Here is a 17,109-nt window from a genome sequence, read left to right as displayed (position 1 = left end):
TCAGGATTTTTATTGTAGGAATCATAGAACCTCGCGGTAAGTGGGAAACTCAGACACTTTAGTGCTGAGAGGAAAACGGCACGAGCGGTTTTAACCGCTGTGGTATTTTCTACTCTAGCTTGTATTCTCTGATCAATCTTTGCGTAGCCGATGACTGAGACACTCCCCAGTTTGCGGCAATTCTTTCTAACTTTGCCTTATCTTCGTCAGACAAATAAATAACAGTTCCTTTTTTTCTAGACATACACTCAATCTGCTATTAATATGATATGATTATATTGTCACAGCATTGGCGGTCGAAACAATGTCTAAACTCAATGTCTAAACTCAAAAAGTCAATGGGAGTACAGCAGATTTTGTTGTCTCCCGATCATGAAACAAAAGCGGTATTAGATTATCTCTGTCAGCAGTCAGGGAAGTTGTACAACAGCGGTATTTATTTCGCTAGACAAACTTTTTTTAAAACTGGAAAGTTGTTAACAGGTAAATTTGATTTAGCTTACGAACCTTCAGTTTCTAAAACTATGGTTGCGAAATCTTTGCCTTCTACACCCGCACAACAAACTTTATTGTCTGTAATTGAGGCATTTAAATCATTTAAAGAATTGCGTTCTTTGTTTCTTAAAGGACAATTACACTTTCAACCCAAAGTACCCGGATATCTAACAAGTTCTAAACTTTTTAAAGTCGCCTATCCTAATAGCGGTGGACAAAAACCAACTCTAGTTAATGGACAACTTAGATTTTCGTTGGGACTAACAGTTAAAAGATGGGTTGGAATTTCTGAATTTTTTCTACCAATGCCGTCAAATTTAAACATAGCCAATGTTAAAGAGTTTACTATCATACCTAAAAATGGTGCTTTTTATTTAGAGATGTCTTACGAAGTTGAGAAACAACAGCATGATTTAGACATTAATCAAGCTCTGTCTATTGACTTGGGAACGGCTGATAATTTAGCGGCTTGTGTTGATACATTGGGTAATTCCCTATTGATTGATGCCCGGTCAATGAAAGCCATGAATCAGCTTTGGAACAAGAAAATATCAACAAGAAAAGAGGGGAAATCAGAAGCTTATTGGGATGCTTGGTTAGACCGTGTAACCCGTAAACGTAACCATCAAATGCGTGATGGTATTAATAAAGCAGCGAAACTAATTATTGACCATTGCTTAAAATATGGCATTGGCACATTAGTAATTGGTTGGAACGAAGGCTTTAAATCTAATGCCACCATGGGTAGAATCAATAACCAAAAGTTCGTTCAAATGCCTTTGGGTAAACTCAAAGATAGGTTGAAACAACTTTGTGATTTGCACGGTATTAGATTTCAAGAAACTGAAGAAGCATATACGTCAAAAGCTAGTTTTCTAGATGGAGACTCCCTACCCAAGTATGGCGAAAAGCCAGAAGGGTGGAAAGCATCAGGAAAGCGTCTTAAACGTGGCTTATATCAGTCAATTAATGGCTCAATAGTTAACGCCGATTTAAACGGCAGTGCGAATATTTTAAAAAAAGTAGCCAGCAATCTAAGCTTAGACTTAGGCTTACTGGGTAGACGCAGAAACATTGCCCTTGCTATCCGTTGCCTCTAAACCAAGAGTATGTCCCCCTTGACCTAAATCCGTATTCCCATTAATTTCCTTCAGCTTGGCACTATCTAAACTGAAAGCTCCATTTTGCAGAATTCCCGACACATCCACAAAAGATCGATTATCCAACTTAGCACGGAAAAACGCGATCGCATTTTCATCCGTAACTGTGCCAGAAATAGCAGGATTATTCGTAATCTTGTCGCTATTACTGCTACCCGTATCATTAGTTAAACTTGCCTGAATAACAGGAGCCTGAACATCCTTCGTTAACAAGTTTTGCAAGACATAATCACCCACCGACTTACCAGTAGCTAATCCATCCACATTGTCTGCATTGAAATGAATCCCACCATAAATCCGACTAATTCCCGCTTCATTTGCTGCCGCATTAAAATTAGTGAAGGTGCGATTAATACCAGGAGTTCCCAGAGAATTTACACTAAAACTGACATTATCGCCCAAAATTGTCGTTAATACCGTTGCCGCAGCCCCACTAAAGGTACTATGTCCAGAAATATAGCTGGGGAATGGTGGTGTGGTAATTAGCGGTTTCCAATTCGGGTCAGCAGTGGTGTTAGGATTACCATCTGTATCAGCTTTTTGAATTGCGGTAATGGGTCGCCAAGAATTGTAAGTATATTTTGCATCCCAAGCAGCAATACCTGCATCTGCGAGAGAAATATCCAGTAAGGCAAATAAACGGGCATTATCTATTAAAGAATTACCCTTAGTTGCAGCGGCATTTTGGGCTATTTGATTCCAGTGTCCAGCAGGTGTAAATGTACCTGAACCATCTGCCCAGAATTTGGCAACTTCTGTTTGGTCAGCAGTGCGGGTGGTACTATTAATACTGCCTAAATCCTTAACCTGATTGAACTCTGTAGTATATTTATCACTCGTTAAAGCGGGTTCACCAGCAGGACGGAATTGAGAACCACTGGTTAATCCGAATGGTGTCACCTGTCCCCATTGTGGTAACAAGGCTGAAGCATTAGCTGGTGGTGTTGGTTGCCAATCACCAGGGTTAGTTCCAGGTGTATAATTTACAGTTGTATTTGCCCCATCTGTACTCCGTAAGGTGAGGATGTCATTAGCAACAGTTTGACCAAAGGTTACTCCCGTATTTTCGGCTTCACCGTCAGTAATTTTAGCTAGGAAGGCTGTTAAAGCAGTATCAAAGAATGTTTTTTGGTTGGGATAGAGATTGACGAGAACGGTATAAGCGGCTGAGGCGGCGGCGGCTGAGGCTGATACAATTTTCGGGGCTGTACCTGTGAAATGATAGTTTTTATAAGTTCCAGTAATACTGTTTATAGCATCAAAGACGGCGGTTTGAGCGATCGCCATATTCCGAGAAGCAACTGGTGGCGTTGTTTTATCTGTGTAAATAGCATTTAACAGGGTAGCGTTCCAATCTAAAACCACATCGCTATTATCTTGAGAAACTCGTTTGATAATGGTGGTAAATGTGCTGGTGTTTCCAGCTATGTCTTTAGCATTGACATTCAAGGGATTATCACCTAACGTCAAAGGTACATCAATCAACTTAAATTTACCCGCACCATCAGCAGTAGTTGAGATTTGCGTCCCTTGTAATGTTACAGTGGCATTTGCTTCTGTTTGTCCTATAAGATTGACTTTTTCAAAAGTTGTCTGAGAATCACCAATAGGGGCAGAATCAAATAGAGTATCCAGGATGAATCCCGGTTTTTGGGGTGGTGTATTATCTAAAATTATCTCCACAGGTTGAGTTGTTTCTTTACTATTTCCAGCTAAATCAACCGCTTTAATAATTAGGTTTTGTTGTCCAGATACACCTGTTAAATTCAATTCAACATCAAATGCACCTTGAGCATTTACTGGTACATTAATTTCACTACCATTACCAAAACGATAACTTAATTTATCTATTGTTGAACCTGTACCATTTACAGTACCTTGCAATCTTGCACCTGGATTCAATATTGCATTAGTTTGAGGATTGGTAATATTAATTTGTGGTAAGGCTGAATCAATGGTAAATTCTGTATTACTCGCATCACTCTGATTACCACTAATATCGGTGGCTGTGATAGTTAATTTTTTCAAACCATCAGTAACTTGAGATGTGGTAATTTCCCAAAAACCATTAACAACTGTTGTCTGTCCTAATTTATTTTGTCCATCAAATAGTTCTATTAATGCACCATTTTCTCCGTTACCTGTAATAGTTGGTGTATTTTGATTTGTGACTCTATCACCATCATTTTTCAAACCTACTTCTGTCGGTATTCCTGGTTTAGTTGTATCCAAGGTGAATTTAACTAAAAATTCAGAAATATTACCAAATTTATCTTCAGCACGTAAATTTAATTGATAGTTTCCGTCTGCGATTTGACCACCTTTAATTTGAGCTAATTTCTCCTTATTTAAAACAAAGCCGCCATTGGCTTTTAACTCAGATAAAATATCAACGAAATTACTACCATCACTGAATTTAGCCTGTAATTTGCTAATATTATCAGCATTGTTGACAGAACCGGAAATTTCTGAATTATTAGTAATCCCATCTAAGTTACTAATTCCTGTATCTTGAGATAATTTGGCTGTTAAATTTATATTATTGTCTTGGGAAGCAAAAGTAATAAGTTCTTTAGCTAATGGAACATTCCGCCAATCTTTACCTGGTGCAAATAATCCTCCTATATCTGTTAATGTTCCCGTTGCACCTTTGATTTTAAAGATAATATCGTTGTAATCTGCATCTGTATTTTGGTCATTTCTAATATCTTCCCAACCAAAAGTACCTGGCACTAATTGTCCTATTTGTGTGGCATTATTGGGATTAGCAGCAGCAATAGAAAATAAGGGACGTTGATTATTACCTGCGTTGGGATTATCAAATACTTGTTGAACAGTTCCTTGGGGAACTAACATAAATGCAATTTTACCTCCAGGGGTAAAACTGAAGGTTTTTAAACCAGAATAATTTCCATCATTTTTATTACTTTCTCCTAGTTCTCCAACAAATTTTGCTCCTTCATTAATATCAACAATTACTGTATAACCTAATGTTGAATTACTCAAAGCTCGACGAGCTGCTTCTTTGATATAATCCACTGAACCAGGTGTTAAATTATCCATATTTTGAAGGCTAAAAATAGCCATTTCGTTATCGTAACTACCGGAATCAGCTAAGAAGTCAATAGAGATTTTCCCTGTATTATCAACCGAAAATACTCCTGGAGTATCCGCGTGTTCTACAGCGATATTTTGCTCGTTAATGTTTAAAATCCCATGATCATTTTCTGCTTTTAATGCTATTAGTTCTCCTGCTGCTAAAGGTTGATTTTGGACGAGTTTGGCGAAAATCGCTCCTTCATCTCCGGGAGCATCTTGAATATTTATTTGCGAATCTAGATAATGTCCCATTTCTTCTAAGAGGACATTGACAACTTGAGTAGGATTAGATTGTTGTGGGTTAAGTAAATCTTGAGAAATATAAATAGTATGATTGCCAAAAGCTCCATCAGCTTTTAATTGAGATTGAGGGATAATTTGAATATCGGGAATTCCTTGACCATTGGCTAAATTGTCAACTATTTGATGTGCCAATTCAACATTGCAACCATAGCCAAAAGCTAATTCTATATTATTAGAGAAATTAGAAGAAGTTGAAAATTTTTGTAGTGCTATTTGTGTAATTGGGAGAATTTCTTGATTCAGATATTGTGTTGGTGTAATAGTAGCAAGGGAATCAAATTCTGAATGAATGAATGAATGAATGAATGGGAATTTTTATCTAGCGGGTTGATGGGTAAAAAGTCGTTACTCAATATACTAGAAGTGACAAGTGGTGAATTGGAGTCGTCACGAACATTAGATATATCCATAGATGCTCAACTTTTGGTTGTATATTTGTCCAGAGTGTGTAAATTTGCTACTAAACCGCAACGGCTCTACTGGAATATACCCTGAACAGTATGGTATAAACAAGATGTTTTTTGTAAAGACTTATGTATTTTTGTATTAAAAAATTAACTAATTTGACAATTTACGCAACTGGCACATTGGTAAGGTGCGTCAGATATCAACAATCTGTTTATCTGCGGTCAATTACCCTGAAAATATTATTCTACGCAGCTTCATCTTAATGCTGATTAAAAGCATGATTTTACTGCACGCAGAGGCGCAGAGGCACAGAGAGTAAGAGTTGAAAATTACGGTTTTAGTAACAGATAAAATAATTGTCCATTACTGACTGTTACCCCAGCCCTTTCTCCTGCGGCTTCACCTGTTCCTAGAAAGTAATCTACCCTCCCTGCGCCCTTAATTGCGCCACCTGTATCTTGATCTAAAACGTAACGACTTACCAGCCGATTTTCGATTTTATTACTCTTATTAATATAGGGAAAAGGAGCGCGAATTAATGCTAAAGCACCGGGAGGCATGAGAGATTTATCTGTAGCAATAGAACGCTCTGGAGTTAGTGGTACACTAATAGAACCTTGGGCTGGTTTTCCGTAGGTTTCCTGAAAAAATACGAAACTCTGATCACGAGGAATATAAATATTTAAATCCTGGGGATGTTTGCGGAAATAGTCGAGGATAATGGGCATATTTAACCCTTCTAAGGGAAATTTACCATCATCAACTAATGATCTGCCTAAACTTCGATAATTATAAGCTGTATTACTTGCATAACCGATAGTTGTCTGAGTTCCATCTGTTAATTTGAGTTTGGCTGAACCTTGAATTTGAATCATATAAGGTTCAAGACGATCTTTAAACCAAAATAACTCCAATCCTTTTAATTTTCCTTTGCTACCTTGTAAACCATCTACACCTTCTAATTCTGATCTGCTAGGATGGGGTTTAGCCCAAGATTCTAAGTCAGCAGGAGAACGATAAGCTGGATAGCGAAACTCTTTTGTTGGTTGACGACTGGCTAAATACAAAGGTTCATAATAAGCGGTAAATAAAACTGTTCCTTTATTATCTCTGCCTACAGATTGATAAAAAACAAACTCTTTTTCGATAGCTGCTTGGAGTGCTTGAGGCGATTTTGTGGAAATCAATAATTGCCGAAATCTTTGCAGACTATTATAAACTCTTTCTCTGGTAATTTCTGATTTTTGATAAGCCGTAATTGCCTGTTCTGTTTGCAAATATTGAAGACTGTAATCTATAGATTGTAATAATGCTTTTTTATTAGCAATTTTGTCATTCTTCTCATCATAAATTGCCTGATCTAAACAAGAAATATCCTCTTGACAACAGGTAACTGGGACTCTGGGAATAAGTACAGGTAATTTCTTTTTTGTTGGATTTACTAACGCTGGTAAATTCCATTTTCCTAACCGACATTCTGGGGGACTAAGTTCTTGATTGGGGAGTGGTTGTATGCCCACAATCAAACTGGCCATAAATATAGGTGGCTCTACCGCTCCCTTTATGATATTTTCGGTAAAATATCCCTGAAACCCCTACACCGATGCTTATTAATTTAGATTAAACCCATGTACACCAATGGTTTTGGATATATTAAAAGGATGTTTGATCATAAGGGGAACGGTAGAACCATATAGGTAAGCTAATAGTAATGTTAGCAAAATCCTGGTTATTCATTCATGTTATGGTAGGTAGCAACGGCAGAAGGTGAAATCCGATTTAAATAGCGGAAAATCCAATATTTAAAAATCGTATCTAAAATTACGGGAAATGTGGCAATAAATAAGAAAATAAAATCTCGATTGGCTGCTAATCCCCAATGTCGTGATATTCCTTCTAAGAGAACTTCCCAACCGTGAGGAGAGTGAAAGCCGACAAAAACATCGGTAAATAAAATGATAATAAATGCTTTAGCACTATCGCTTAAACCATAGACTACATTATCAAAGAAATCTTTTAATACAGCGATATCAGATTTGCTAACAAGTAATAAGATAGTGAAAGTAATTACCGCGAAAATATCAGCAAATACATTCTTAATGGCATTATCACTTTCTTTGCGAAATTCTTTTTTTACTTCCTCTGCTTTCTCCTTCATTTTTGTTTCTAATTCTTCAGCCCCAAGCGCAGGTGCATTACTAATTAAGGCTTCAAATTTGATTCTTTCTTCAAACCTTTGTAATGCTAATAATCCTTCTTCTTCCATTTCTCCATTTAAGAAAACTTCTACTGTTTTCTCATTTCGGAAATGTTCTACCAATGGACCAACAATTAAAGCTTTGGATAATTGATGAGTCAGAAGAGGAACGATAATAAGTAAAAGGATAAACCGAATTGAGATAATACTTCTTTGTTGGGCTTTACGAAAATTTTTAACTACATTTTGTTCAGATTCTGGATCTAATTCTACTTGTAGCCGCGTGATTGTACTTAAAATTGAACGAGGTAAAATACCTGTAGTATTGGCTTTTCCTCTAGATATATTTTGGGTAACTTTCCGTGATGTTTTTGGTGTAAATTGTGGAGAACTAACTAAATCTGTGGAAGGTTCAACAGGTTGAGAATTGACATTTGTATAATTTGCATCTATATCATTATTAGTGTATTTAGATGTAATTTGATCAATGAATTCTAGTTTCTCTAAAATTGATGCTGGGCTAGAATATTCTATCCCCACTTTCATAGCAGCTTTTTGTTTAGATTCATTCGCAAACCACCGACTGGCTTTGAATTCCGTCAGCCGCATTTGGACAGTTTTTAATAACTTTTGCAAATCTCCTTGAAAATAATCCATGACGCTGGTGCTGTGCATGGTAAATTCGGAGTCTATTTTGTTACCATTGAAGTGTTTATCTTCAATTTCCTTAATTTGTATAGCCGCTTGATAAGCTGTATCTAAAGAACGTTCTGGTGTCAGTAGATACCATCTGTAAGCAGCTAGTAAAAATGGGTATATTTTTTGGCTAAACACGGTATTTTTCATCAAGACAATTATTTGGCATTATTCACTAAATTCTTAAACTTAAGTTAACGCAAAAAGCCGCTGAGATTCTTAGGAGATTTTCACTCGTAAAGGCTGTGCCAAACAGCCACTAGACACTCCGCTTAAAGCATTGTGCTTACTTTTTTTGAGAATATTGGCTGCACCATTGCAGTCTGCGTTCACTAAAATACCAAATTGAGTACGATACAGACCCCGCTTAATTCGCTTGCCAGAGAATTCGTGCTTTTTGGGATTGTCGGCATTAAAAACAGGAATATTATCATTGTCTAAAAAACTAGCCTTACTAGTATAGGACTCTTCCTGTTCTACATACTTGATTCCGTATCTCTCACAGAGAGCTTTCAGTTTAAATCTAAAACTACTGTGGGGAATCTGTATGAAGTTCTGATGATTACGGGAACCAATATTGATGGATTGCTTCATCTCAATATTGAATCCAATTACCAGCTTATCAATGCGATGCTCAATGCAATGGTTGATAACGTACCTAGCAGCTTTATTTAAATAATCTCGAACTTTGGCATTGCGATTAACAGCTAGTCTAGCTTGACGCTCTGTAGTTCCCTTGATTTTCTGCAAATCTTTAATAGATTGCAGTCTAGCATTTTCCTTATTGAACCATTGGTTGAAGGATTTAAGTGGTTTGCCATCCAAAATAAAGGATGCCCCATTGGTGTCAATGCAAGTCGCTAGATTATCAAGTCCCAAGTCAATGCCAATAGCACTTTCGGCTTTAGTCTCAATCGGTGTTTCTTCAGCTTCAGAGATGAATTCAACCTCAAAAAAACGCCCATTATATTTTGGGAGGATGCGAACTTCTTTAAGAGTCTCTTGGTTTAATCTATTAGGAAATGGTATCCAGATTTCACCATATTGAGCCTTGAAAGCGGTAGACATAGGAATCCGAAATTTCCCATCTTTGACTTTGACTCTGGGCATGATCAAAGGGAAATATCCCTCCTTGGGCAGATAATGAGGTAGTCTTACTTTACTACTGTAAGATCCAGATTTAACTGAGGTAATCAATCCGTAGAAACTGCGAAAAGTTCTATCAACTACCTTCAGTGTTTGTTGAGCAATATCGGTGTTAAGCATCCGATAGTTCTCATTTCCTTTACAATAGTGATAGTTGGACTCATATTTTAAATGTTTCCGCTCTTGAAAGTAATACTGCCTAACTGTGTAAAGTCCTACATTGTAGAGATTCTTACTCAGTCTACAGAGTTCTTTCAGGGCTGTAAATTTATTAGCTTTGAGTCCCCGTATTTGATTCTTTTGAGTCAGATACATTTTAGTTTCGCTGTAACTCAAGTTATCCTAGCGAAAGATATAGAGGTTGTCAAGATGTCCGAAAGACCACAGCGGTTAAAACCGCTCGTGCCGCTTCCCTCTCAGGTCTAAAGACACGCTCGTTTCCCGCTTACTACAAGGTCTTATGATTTCTGATTCCCTTTGGATTTTTGGTACTAGTCGTAGTGGTAAAACTACTCGCTTGGTAAACCAGTTTAGTGCTTGGTTGCAAATTGATAGTCCAGTACCTGATTTATTTTATAATAAAAATATTCACAATTCCCAACCTCAACCTATAGATTCAAAGGTGAATTTACACCAAAAAGAACTAAATATTTTATTGTTAGCTGCTAATGATGATAACCGCAGGGAATTAGCTGATAGAGTTACCACTTTAACATTAGGAAAATATCCTATTCGTGTTAAAACAGCTTTGGGTTTTTTCCAAGATGAGGTAATTTTATTTTGGCCGTTACTAATTGATTCGTTGTCAATTAAAGCTCAATTTCCCGTCAGATTACGCCCAGAAACGGAACAAGAATTGGCGACAAAACTCTGGAGTTGTCAGTTAAATTCAGAGGTTTTGCGGCGTGTAGGGATGAATGAAAATCGTTTGGTCAGACGTATCCTGGATTTATGGCAATTAGCAGCTTATAGCGGTGTACCCTGTGAAGACATTCCTAAAATATTGCACAGTGGTTTAGAAGATAATTCTATCAATTTAGAACCACAGTTTTTGGGTTCTTTACTACTAAATTGGCGAAATTGGTGTTTAGAACGGGGTTTATTGAGTTATGCGCTAATTACTGAACTGTATCACCACGAATTATTAACTAATAGTAGCTATCAGGAACATCTAAAACAACGCTATCAGGGCATCATAGCAGATGATGTAGATGATTATCCGGCGATCGCTGGCAACTTATTTGAATTTTTATTAGATGCTGGGGCTGTGGGTGCGTTTAGCTACAATTCCCATGGGAAGGTACGCTGGGGTTTAGGTGCAGATCCTGAGTATTTAGCCAGATTATCTGCACGTTGTCAAGTAGAAAATTTAACTAACCCACCTTTGGATAGTTTGGGTTATTCTCTCACCAGTCAAATGGTAGAATTGGTAACACAGCCGATGACGATGTTGAGTTTACCCAGTTATGTCCAGCCGATTCAAACCACTTCCCGCGCCCAGCTATTACGCCAAACAGCCGAGATGATTATTGATGGGGTTAAATCCGGGGAAGTAGCGGCGGATGAGGTAGCAATTATTGCACCTGGTTTAGATGCGATCGCTCGTTATACCTTGGTAGAAATATTAACTAAACAAAATATCGAAGTTGCATCTCTCAACGAACAACGCCCTTTAATCAGTTCCTCGGTAGTCAGAGCATTACTTACCCTCATGGCTCTAGTTTACCCCGGTTTAGGACGGTTAGTAGATAGGGATGCGGTGGCGGAAATGTTGGTGGTTTTGAGTCAATATCAAACTCAAAATGGAGAGGAAAAAGAATTCCATCATTCTAAAATAGATCCAGTGCGGGCTGGGTTAATCGCCGATGCTTGTTTTGTTCCCCACCCCGACACACCCAATTTGTTACCCGTGAAAACCTTTGAACGCTGGGATAGAATTGGCTATATTGCTACTCAGTCCTATGAAGAAATATTACAATGGATTCAAGCACAACGGGAGCAATATCACCAGCGCCTTCTCCTCACACCTATTTTTTTCTTATACCAAGCTATTCAAGACTTTGTGTGTAATGATAAAAACCCCTCATATCAAGAATTAGCAGTATTAAGAGAATTACTAGAAACAGCCCAACATTATTGGGAAATAGACACCCGCTTAAAACAAACTGATCCTCTATTTCTTTCGCTGCATACACCAGAAACTCTCAGCATTACCATTATTGATAGCGATAGCGTGGCGATAGCCATATTTATTCAACTGCTGCGACGGGGGACAATTACTGCAAATCCCTATCCTATCCGTCCCATTGGTAGCAGTAGAAAAGCTGTAACTTTAGCAACTATATTTCAATACCGAGCGAGTCGCAAAAATCACCGTTGGCATTTTTGGTTAGATATTGGTTCACCGCTATGGGCTAAAGGTGGTGCGGCGACTTTATTTGGTGCTACTTTATTTTTACAGGATAGGTTAGGACAACCTTGGACAGCAGCAGATGAAGAATTAGCCGAAGAAGAAAGATTACAAAGAATTGTCGCTGATTTGCTGGCGCGGGTGTCTGATAAATTGTATTTGTGTCACAGTGATTTGGCTGTCAATGGACAGGAACAAATTGGCCCTTTATTACCTTTAGTTCATGCTTGTGAAGTGGTGTAAATAATTGGCAATTTCCATAACTATAAATAAAACCTCTATGGAATTATAGAGGCTTTCTATTTAAAATCTATTTACCGACTCTGGGCTTTTCATTGCTTTTTTAGCAATCCCCATTTCCACCATTCCCACCTCCATTAGAAGAGCTAAGATCAGTAGGAATTATCTTAGTTCCTGATTGATTTAAACTGAATGTACCGGAAGGATCTGCTTTGAATACTGCGGGGCTAATTCCGGAACTTCCTGCTGAAGAATTATACAAAAGAAACTCTCCCGGATAAGTGCCGCTTTCTCCCGGTTTTAAAGTTTGTTGTTGTAGGGGTGACTTCTCCCCAAAATTATAAAAAATCCTCGGTGCTTCTGTATTATTTTTAAGTGTAAATCCTCCAACAATATTAGAAGCTTGTTCCGAACTTAATTCCGATAAACAATTTTCATCAAAAGCGTTTAAAGAAGTATCTTTTTTTGTCTGGGAAGTCGTCAAATTTGCTTGCAACATAATCTTATATCTCCAAAATAAAATAGTTGGAATTAACCTGCTATAAACAGATTATGCTTTAATCAAAGTAATTTAATTAATCCTGAGTTAGATATTTTAAATTAACCCTAAGATAGATGACTGACATTAATATGATGAGAGATATTCAGTTTCCTGACCTAGAACAATTGCTTTTCAAGATAGGTTTTAAGAAAGTACCAACCACAGGCTCTCAACCTTATTATTAAGATATAAGGATTTAAAATCATCCCCTACTGAAAAACTTGAAATTCAAACTATGAAAATAAAAGTCATTATTCACAAATAAGAAACTCAAATTCTTCTTTTTGGTTATTTATATTTTTTGGTATTTTGATTTCATTCAGACTCATCTTCTCATTTTTTCTTCTGAATTTATTGTCAATACCTTATTAACAGGATTTAGAGGGTGTTTGAAAAGTTATGGTTGATGTATCAAATATTTTTTACCCCACCCGGATTTTTATTGTTTCCCCCCTTTACAAGGGGAAAGGGGGGTAGCAATGTGATGAAAATTACGGAATACCACTTTTCAAACATCCTCTTACGCAACTTTATATTTAAGCTATTATGTTACTTATTACACTTGTGTCTGTACTAGAAAATGAAGTGCGGAATGTGGGTAGTAAGAAAATAGGGAACAAAAAAATTCTCGGCTTTTTTTGACAAGACAGTGGAGAGTTTTACCGTATGCTATATTACTAGGGAAATAATCGGAGTGTGGTGGTGAATATGACAGATGATTACACAATTCAATTTACTTTTGCTGTTGATGACCCAGAATTAGATGATGACAGACGGCTAAAAATAGCAAGTAAGTTGCTGCGGGAATTACGAGATTCCGACGAAGTGGAAAAAGCAGACCGTGCTGAAGATCTTAACCCAGAAGCAGGAAGTAAGCCAGGTTTTGCAACTTTGATCGGAGTGCTGACAGCGCAAGTCAGTATAAAAAATATTAAAACATTTTTAGCCTTTTTGGGCGATCGCTTGGGAGACAAACCCATCGAACTGACTGTCAAAGTCGGTGATAAAGAAGTCAGTATCAAAGCCAAAAGCCGCCAAGAACTGCTAGAAAGCGAAAAAATAGCAAAAGACCTATTAGCCGCAATGGGTGGTGACAATGGCTAAAAAAATGGCTCTACTGATTGGAGTCAGTGAATATGGTGCAGGTATCCCACCCCTATTATCTGCACTCAATGATGTCGAGGCTATGGAACGAGTTTTGCAAAATCCCAACTTGGGAAATTTTGCACAGGTAAAACGGCTGCTGAATCCTGATTCAGTAGCTATGAGAATAGCAATTCAAGAGCTGTTTAAGAATGCAGGTAAGGAGGATTTATTATTATTCTTTTTTTCTGGACATGGGATTACTAATGATGACAATCATCTCTATTTAGCAACTCGCGACACAGCAAAAGATAACTTTGAAGCCACTGCTGTAGATGCAAATTTTATTCAAACACAATCAAAAAGTTGTTATTCCAAACGACAAGTTTTAATTTTAGATGCTTGTTATAGTGGTGCTTTTGCTAATGGTTGGCACACAAAAAGTATTGGAGTAGATATCAAAAAGCAATTAGGTGCGGAAGGTCGAGTTGTGCTGACATCTTCTGGTGCAACTCAAACTTCCTTTGCACAAGAAGGTGCAACACTTTCCCTCTATACTCAATATTTAGTTGAGGGAATTGAGACAGGTGCAGCAGATACAGATAACGATGGCAATATTCATGTCCAGGAACTACACACTTACGCTAAAGCCAAAGTCCAAGCAGTGAAGCCTAACATGACACCAGATATCATTCTGGACAAGGAAGGATACAATATTTTATTGGCTTATGCTCCCAAAAATCCAGAAGCAGAGTATCGCAAATTGGTTGAACAATATGCTCCAAATGGTGAACTAAATGAATTGGCTTTTTTAGTCTTAAAGCCAAAACGGAAAATTCTGGGAATCACAGATACAAAAGCCGAAGAAATAGAAACAGAATTTCTCGAACCTTTTCGTAGACGGTTAGCAAATTTGCAAATTTACAAACAAGCTTTTGCTAAAGCTGTTGAGCAAAAATATCCTCTGGATGAACATATTTTGAAGATATTAAAAGATTATCAGCAATATATTTTAGGTTTGAGAGATGAGGATGTGGCATCAATTGAGTTAGAAATTACATCTGTTAAAGAAGTAGAATATCAAAAACAACTTCAAATACAAAGGCAGCAAGAAGAGGAAGCATTGCAACTTCAGCAACAGGCAAAAGCATTATCACAATTACGATTGCAGCAAGAAGCAGAAAGATTGCAACGCCAACGAGAGGCAGAAGCAGCCGAACAACTAAGATTGCAGCAAGAAGCAGAAATATTGCAACGTCAGCGAGAAGCAGAAGCAGAAAAAAATAAATCTGGTTATCAGTTAAAGACTTTCCAGTTTGAAACTGCTCAGATAAATAAGAATGGTACAGGAATTAAACGTATTACCAAAAATGCCGAGTATTTTACCCAAGACTTAGGAAATGGTGTATTTCTGGAAATGGTACATATTCCTGGAGGAACTTTTTTAATGGGTTCTCCAGAAAGTGACGAAAGCCCAATTTCTTCAGAAAGTCCACAGCATCAAGTTACCGTTCCTTCGTTTTTCATGGGTAAATATCCAGTCACTCAAAAACAATGGCGACTTGTAGCTGCTTTACCCAAGGTTAAGATTGATTTAGAATCTGATCCATCGAGGTTTAAAGGTGATAATCTGCCAGTTGAGTGTGTATCGTGGAATCATACTCAAGAATTTTGCGCCAGACTCTCCCTCAAGACAAATCAAACCTATCGCTTACCTAGTGAAGCCGAATGGGAATATGCTTGTCGTGGGGGAACTACTACACCATTTTATTTTGGGGAAACAATTTCCACAGAATTGGCAAATTATCATGGTAACTACACCTATGGTGGTGGTGCAAAAGGAGAATATCGAGGAAAAACCACAGAGGTAGGAAAATTTCCTGCAAACCCTTGCGGTTTATATGATATGTGTGGTAATGTATGGGAATGGTGTCAGGATGAGTGGCACGGAAATTATATAAACGCTCCTACTGATGGTAGTGCGTGGTCAAATGGTAGCAATAATTACATGAGCCTGCGGGGCGGGTCTTGGGTCTACGTTCCTCATTTCTGCCGTTCCGCGTCTCGTAATTACGTCAATTGGGTCGAGCGCGGCTTCATCTACGACCATGTTGGTTTTCGTGTTGTCTGCGTTGTTGGGAGAATTCTTCAGTAGCCCTTTATACTTTTCCCCTCTTGCGCTTTGCGCTCTTTATTTTTCACTTCCCTAGCGTAACGGAGTGGAGCGATAAAAAATATTTTTTTAGATTTTCGGATGCTTGATGAGTGCTTCGTCCATAGTACAGAAAACTTTAGATTTAGTCAAGTAGATAATAGCATAGAATAGATCCCCGACTTCTTAAAGAAGTCGGGGATCTGGCAACATCTAAGATATCTTTAAAGTAAACACGAAAATGACACGCTTTATACATGACCAATTCGCAAAAGATTATTTAGAAGAATTACTCAAACCTTATGGAGAAGTTCAAGCAGCCAGTCAAGTAGCTGGAGAAATCCGAGAAATAGACGTATTATTTACACCATTTCCCCATCAAACAACCAACGTAGAACTATTAGGATTATTAGGCAAATTAGCCACAACACCAGCCATATTCGAGCCATTTCGTAACCCAGCATCAACAGAAGAAATTTGTGATTGTCTGTTAAAATCATTAGAAGTCAGAGGTGCATTGCGAAGAGCAGCCAAACGCGAACAAACCACCAGCGCAAAAATTGAGATTCCTAAATTGTGGATTCTCACACCCACAGCCTCAAGAAACATCATATCAGGATTTAGCGGCACAACACAAACAGATTCCTTACCCGGAATATACTATTTAGCAAAATCATTACACGCCGCAATTGTTGTTATTCATCAATTACCACAAACTCAAGAAACACTGTGGTTAAGACTTTTAGGTAGAGGTACAGTCCAAAAACGAGCAATTGATGAATTAGCTGCGTTACCATTAAATCAACCTTACGTCAAAATCACCTTAGAACTACTCTACAACCTCCAGAAAAACTTAAAAATCAATCAAAGTTCACAAACAGAAGATCAGGAGTTGATTATGCGATTAGCACCACTTTACCAACAAGATAGAGAACTAGCTAAACAAGAAGGAGAACAACGTCTAATTATCCGTCTCTTAAATCGCCGAATTGGAGAAATTGATTCATCATTAATTCAAAAAGTCCAAGAATTACCAGTTGAAAAACTGGAAGAATTAGGAGAGGCTTTATTAGATTTTACTTCAGTTACAGATTTAGAAACCTGGCTAGAACATAATTTCATTAATTAGCTGCTGCATTGTATCTTAATGTTCGCTAATCTTTTGATTACAACAGTTAG

11 protein-coding genes are annotated in these 17,109 nt (G+C 37.7%); 6 read left to right on the top strand and 5 right to left on the bottom strand.

Translation table 11 applies throughout. From position 1 onward, the window contains the following. Positions 1–338 precede the first annotated feature (338 nt). Positions 339–1,595: a transposase gene (locus AN490_RS05745; protein ID WP_300000809.1), complete on the top strand. Its 1,257-nt coding sequence runs from the start codon at positions 339–341 to the stop codon at positions 1,593–1,595. Here the strand turns inward: AN490_RS05745 and AN490_RS05740 are convergent. Next, positions 1,548–5,189 (bottom strand): Ig-like domain-containing protein, encoded by a 3,642-nt coding sequence (locus tag AN490_RS05740; RefSeq protein WP_300000783.1) that lies wholly within the window; start codon positions 5,187–5,189, stop codon positions 1,548–1,550. The two genes, AN490_RS05745 and AN490_RS05740, sit on opposite strands and share 48 nt — an antisense overlap. Before the next feature lie 165 nt (positions 5,190–5,354). On the opposite strand from AN490_RS05740, the gene AN490_RS05735 reads away from it, so the two are divergent. After that, positions 5,355–5,552, top strand: a complete 198-nt coding sequence (locus AN490_RS05735) for a hypothetical protein (RefSeq protein WP_300000781.1) — start codon at positions 5,355–5,357, stop codon at positions 5,550–5,552. Between the two features lie 242 nt (positions 5,553–5,794). On the opposite strand, the gene AN490_RS05730 is transcribed toward AN490_RS05735, so the two are convergent. The 3 genes from AN490_RS05730 to AN490_RS05720 all read right to left on the bottom strand — a co-directional run bounded on the left by AN490_RS05730 (position 5,795) and on the right by AN490_RS05720 (position 9,819). Continuing rightward, positions 5,795–7,000, bottom strand: coding sequence for an MltA domain-containing protein (locus AN490_RS05730; protein WP_300000779.1), 1,206 nt, complete (start codon positions 6,998–7,000; stop codon positions 5,795–5,797). Positions 7,001–7,194: 194 nt separating this feature from the next. After that, the gene (locus tag AN490_RS05725; protein ID WP_300000778.1) at positions 7,195–8,508 is read right to left on the bottom strand and encodes a proton extrusion protein PcxA; all 1,314 of its coding nucleotides are present in this window, start codon (positions 8,506–8,508) and stop codon (positions 7,195–7,197) included. A gap of 69 nt (positions 8,509–8,577) precedes the next feature. Beyond that, entirely contained in the window at positions 8,578–9,819 is a 1,242-nt protein-coding gene (locus AN490_RS05720) for a transposase (RefSeq protein ID WP_300000777.1), read from the bottom strand. A 145-nt stretch (positions 9,820–9,964) separates the two neighbouring features. On the opposite strand from AN490_RS05720, the gene AN490_RS05715 reads away from it, so the two are divergent. Beyond that, a complete protein-coding gene (locus AN490_RS05715; protein WP_300000776.1) occupies positions 9,965–12,157 on the top strand; it encodes a recombinase family protein in 2,193 nt (730 codons plus the stop codon). A gap of 100 nt (positions 12,158–12,257) precedes the next feature. On the opposite strand, the gene AN490_RS05710 is transcribed toward AN490_RS05715, so the two are convergent. Then, positions 12,258–12,653 (bottom strand): hypothetical protein, encoded by a 396-nt coding sequence (locus tag AN490_RS05710; RefSeq protein ID WP_300000775.1) that lies wholly within the window; start codon positions 12,651–12,653, stop codon positions 12,258–12,260. Between the two features lie 750 nt (positions 12,654–13,403). On the opposite strand from AN490_RS05710, the gene AN490_RS05705 reads away from it, so the two are divergent. The 3 genes from AN490_RS05705 (at position 13,404) to AN490_RS05695 (ending at position 17,059) form a co-directional block, all read left to right on the top strand. Beyond that, on the top strand, positions 13,404–13,799 hold the full coding sequence (locus AN490_RS05705) for a hypothetical protein (RefSeq protein ID WP_300000774.1): 396 nt from the start codon (positions 13,404–13,406) through the stop codon (positions 13,797–13,799). Continuing rightward, the gene (locus AN490_RS05700; RefSeq protein WP_300000773.1) at positions 13,792–15,933 is read left to right on the top strand and encodes an SUMF1/EgtB/PvdO family nonheme iron enzyme; all 2,142 of its coding nucleotides are present in this window, start codon (positions 13,792–13,794) and stop codon (positions 15,931–15,933) included. The genes AN490_RS05705 and AN490_RS05700 overlap by 8 nt, the downstream gene beginning before the upstream one ends. A 238-nt stretch (positions 15,934–16,171) precedes the next feature. Then, positions 16,172–17,059, top strand: a complete 888-nt coding sequence (locus AN490_RS05695; protein WP_300000772.1) for a DUF4351 domain-containing protein — start codon at positions 16,172–16,174, stop codon at positions 17,057–17,059. Positions 17,060–17,109 lie beyond the last annotated feature (50 nt).

Source organism: Anabaena sp. AL09, assembly GCF_001672255.1.
Classification (GTDB): Bacteria; Cyanobacteriota; Cyanobacteriia; order Cyanobacteriales; family Nostocaceae; genus Dolichospermum; species Dolichospermum lemmermannii.
Note: the sequence above shows the minus strand (reverse complement) of the source record. Positions and strands in the feature narration are given on the sequence as shown.